This is a genomic window from Psychromonas aquimarina ATCC BAA-1526, assembly GCF_000428725.1.
Taxonomy (GTDB): domain Bacteria; phylum Pseudomonadota; class Gammaproteobacteria; order Enterobacterales; family Psychromonadaceae; genus Psychromonas; species Psychromonas aquimarina.
In genome coordinates this window covers 1-3766 of sequence record NZ_AUAM01000098.1, presented here as the reverse complement: position 1 = coordinate 3766, position 3766 = coordinate 1, and the positions used below count along the sequence as shown (strand labels likewise).

Here is a 3766-nt window from a genome sequence, read left to right as displayed (position 1 = left end):
CAGGTTTATTTTGCAAGACAAAGGTTCGCCACATAACTTGGGTTGATCACTTAAGAAACTAGGTTGTGTGTCCAGTCAATGGGATCCATTTCTATCCATTGCTTTTACTGCTAAGTCAAAATTAATCATTCACTTTAATCTCAAATATATGTGTTTAGTATGAAAAATATTTTACCCAGAAAGCCCCCCCCAGAAGTAGAGATAAATTTCAGTATGTAGGCTATTTGATATTAGGTGACAAGTATCAGAAACAAATCATGTAACCACTTTACCTAATGGTGGCCTTTTTTATCAGTCTCATGCACTTTGGAAATAGAATTTAAATGATAAGTTGGTAGTTAATTAATTCATAAAACTCACAAGTCGAGGTGTAATATGGAAATTAAACTACCGAAGAAATGCACAGCAAACTTAATGAAAAAAGTTAATAAAGCCATCCAAAAAATTGATAATGGTGTAGCTCGATTACGCAAAACAGAAGCTTATGGCTATAAGACTTGTGAGCTAGGCGGTGGTGATCGACTTGTAATGGTGAATAACAGCGCTTTCGCGTTTAGTAAGCACTCTGACTATGAAAAGTTTATTAGCCAACGTCATTAAGCCATGCATAAATAGCCTTTCTAATTAACCCTCTACGCCTCATGCTTCGTTGTTTTCTCATTATTCAGATCAACAATAAACACTGTAGATCTGAATAATCGAGATAAAGTTTTTTAACATTCACAGAAAACTTACTTCTACTCATTATTTGTAATAATACATTTTCGTTACATGTGCTTTTATATTCTCATATTTTGAAAATATAAGGGCTAATGTATGCTGGATATATATTTCAAACGGGGTGATTATTATGGAACAAGCAAAAGTGCCACAAGCAAAATCTAAATTTCTGTGACAGTTAAAGTTCAGGTAAGGCTTATCAAAGCCCTTTTTGTTTTTTTAAATGAGAAAGCTATTGATTAGACCGTAACTATAACTCTTCTGTTGTTGATAATGGATTTGTACAACCCAGTTAAGAAATAATAACCTCAACTGGAGTTACTAATATGACCACAAGAAAAAATATAATGGCCCCTTGTGTAATTAAACCGTATTTGCAGCCTTCGAGGGGATTCATCACAGTGAAACTTAAGCAGAGTACGTTAAAAAAGAACGATAAACTGGATGTTCGATGTAGATGCCGCACGCTCAAAACTTAACAAAGCGTACGACAAACTCAGAAAACCAACTAATCAAAATTAATTGTAAATAGCACTCGCTGGCTCACTGGCAGTTTGTGCTTTCACTAACGCGGCTTTAATACCTTCAATATCTGCCCCTCTAATAACCGATGTATTTTCAACGGTAGGGTTTTCAATTGGCATTACGACAACAGCTGGAGTACCTTGGAAACCAAGTTCAGAAAAAAGCTTCAAGTTTTCCATAACAGCTTTGCTGTCTTCTTTTGGCAGAGAGGAAAGTTCAAGCCCCGAAACCTCTACTTGCCTGTCTACCCCCTTATTCGTTAATGCAGATCCGCTTAAGGCTTTCTCAAATATAGCATTATGGTACTTGCCATACGCTTCACTTCCACCTTGAGCAAATATTTTTAAACCCATTTGCGCTGCATACCCCGAAACCTCTGAACGTTGTGCAAAGATAGGTGTTTCCTTCATTACAAGCTTCACATCTGGATTTGAAGCTTGCAGCTCAGACATCACCGGCGAAAGTTTTTGACAGAAACCACATTGATAATCAAAGAATTGAATGATAGCAACTTTGCCTTCAGCATTACCAACATAAGGAGTATTATTATCGAGTAACTTATTCTTATATTTCAATGCCCCCTCAATCATAGAGGAGTTAATTTTGTCCATCTCTTTAGCCTTTAAGGCTTCACTAACTTCAACCAAAACCTCTGGATTTTTTATGAGATAGTCGGCAGCAATTCTGCCGATTTCTTCCTCGGAAGGGCCCAAAATATCCGCATTTACAGTCGTACTAGCAATAGAAGCAGCAACCAAAGTGCATAACATTAACTTTTTCATTATTATATCCTTCTTAACTTGTGAGATGAATTCATAATTAGAACCTCTGTTTATCTCAGTTAGCGATTTATTTTGAAGGGCGTTTAAATAGCATGCTGGATATTTAATAAATCACCCTGACACAAAATTTGAACGCCCTATTTTTGTTTGTGGCTAGTCTATATTTCCCGGAAAATCGGTAATTTGACACATAACTTTATGTTTATCATTTTTTTTCGCGCATCTTTCCTCAGGGGTACAACCGTCCTTTGTACAATGTTTTACCTCAATCAATGGCTCACGATTATCATCATCAGCGCAAAGGGCGGGGTCATCCTCGACCCAATACTCGTTCCCTTCTTTGTCATCACCATTTTTTATATAGTTAAGCGCCAATTCTGAGACGTAACTAGCACCTGCCAAACTAGTGGTTGATTTCACATTCCAACTAGCATCGGTATCATCGCTCAGCTCACAAAAATTTGCCGCGTCAGAAGCATCTTGTTTATTGCCGTCAAGCTGGCACAAGTAAATATCTTCCCCGGCGACCGGGCCGACATTTTCAAGCCTCCAACATTCTTTCCATTCCCCTGAAGCCGGAGGAGGGACTATGAAGTCTGGTAGCCCACTGATGTCATAAACCTTTGCTTTGCCAGACTTTCTCCAATCCATAGTGGCAAATTCTGTTCCAGTCGCCCAGTCGTCCTCAGAAAAACCGACCTCTGTCCCTTTTGTCCAATTTCCGTAATTATCAGAACAATCTTCTGCTATAGTTAAAGTAACGGCTGTGTGACCGGGCGTTAAGCCTTCTGGAGATGACGTGTAATTCACATTCGTATCCATGGCCCCCTCCTCCAGCGAGCATGCTCCCATAAAATATTCATAATGGTCTGATTTCATGCCCGCGTTGTGTTTGAACTTTGTGTCAAACCAACAAGCATCATCGGGTACAGAAATACCCTGCCCGCTGGCGGGGTCACATACAGTGTCTTGCATATGCAAAACTCCTGAAACCCCATCAGGTACACCACTCCCTTCGTTGAAAGAGACTTCGCAGTCATAGTTTTTCGCTTCACCGAATGTACACTCCGCTGAAGCTCAGCAGCCAGACTGCCGTTAATGCCAACCATAATTTAAAACTTTTTCCCACTTTTTATTTTCCTCTTGCAATTATTGTAAATTTATTTTGTGTTGTAACTCAACAACCACCTACTAAAGTAGGTGGGTTAGGATTTATGGACTAAAGTCAGTTCGGCAGAGCTGAGACCAAAAGGTGAACATGATCTTTGCTAAAAACTCCTTTTAAAATCTCAATTTCAAAAGCATTACACGTCTGCCTGATCAACTCTCTTACCTTCAGTCCAATATCACCTTGTAAAACTTGGTACCTATATTTAGTAACAAAAACAAAATGATGATCAATTTAAAAAAATTGTACCAGTCATATGCCATGGGAAAATCCCATGACTTACTGTTAATATAATCAATTTAAAAAATCGCACTAGTCACATGTTGTGGGAAAATCCCACGACCCGCTGTTAATATAATCAATTTAAAAATCGCACCAGTCATATGCCATGGGAAAATCCCACGACTTGCTGTTAATATAATCAATTCAAAAAATCGCACCAATCACATGCCGTGGAAAAATCCCACGACTTACTATTTTAATGCAAAAGGCTCTTTCCACTTTCCTGTTGGTCAGATGTTCAGTATTCTGTAGCCGGTTCTGTCGCAAACTGAATATTAATATCTCAACT

General features: G+C 38.5%; 3 protein-coding genes and 1 pseudogene. 1 reads left to right on the top strand and 3 read right to left on the bottom strand.

Annotated elements, in window-relative coordinates; translation table 11 throughout:
* Positions 1-375: 375 nt before the first annotated feature.
* A complete protein-coding gene (locus tag G337_RS0118745) occupies positions 376-600 on the top strand; it encodes a hypothetical protein (RefSeq protein ID WP_028865234.1) in 225 nt (74 codons plus the stop codon).
* A 638-nt stretch (positions 601-1238) separates the two neighbouring features.
* Here the strand turns inward: G337_RS0118745 and G337_RS0118740 are convergent.
* The 3 genes and pseudogenes from G337_RS0118740 to tnpA all read right to left on the bottom strand — a co-directional run.
* A complete protein-coding gene (locus G337_RS0118740; protein WP_028865233.1) occupies positions 1239-2027 on the bottom strand; it encodes a DsbA family protein in 789 nt (262 codons plus the stop codon).
* 153 nt (positions 2028-2180) lie between these two features.
* On the bottom strand, positions 2181-3002 hold the full coding sequence (locus tag G337_RS0118735; protein ID WP_028865232.1) for a hypothetical protein: 822 nt from the start codon (positions 3000-3002) through the stop codon (positions 2181-2183).
* Between the two features lie 253 nt (positions 3003-3255).
* Positions 3256-3429 (bottom strand): annotated as a pseudogene (gene tnpA, locus G337_RS28365) (IS200/IS605 family transposase); the annotation flags it as partial.
* Positions 3430-3766: the final 337 nt, after the last annotated feature.

Coding starts and splice junctions, on each gene's coding strand:
- G337_RS0118745 (WP_028865234.1), top strand. CDS start 376: ATGGAAATTAAACTACCGAAGAAATGCACAGCAAACTTAATGAAAAAA.
- G337_RS0118740 (WP_028865233.1), bottom strand. CDS start 2,027: ATGAAAAAGTTAATGTTATGCACTTTGGTTGCTGCTTCTATTGCTAGT.
- G337_RS0118735 (WP_028865232.1), bottom strand. CDS start 3,002: ATGCAAGACACTGTATGTGACCCCGCCAGCGGGCAGGGTATTTCTGTA.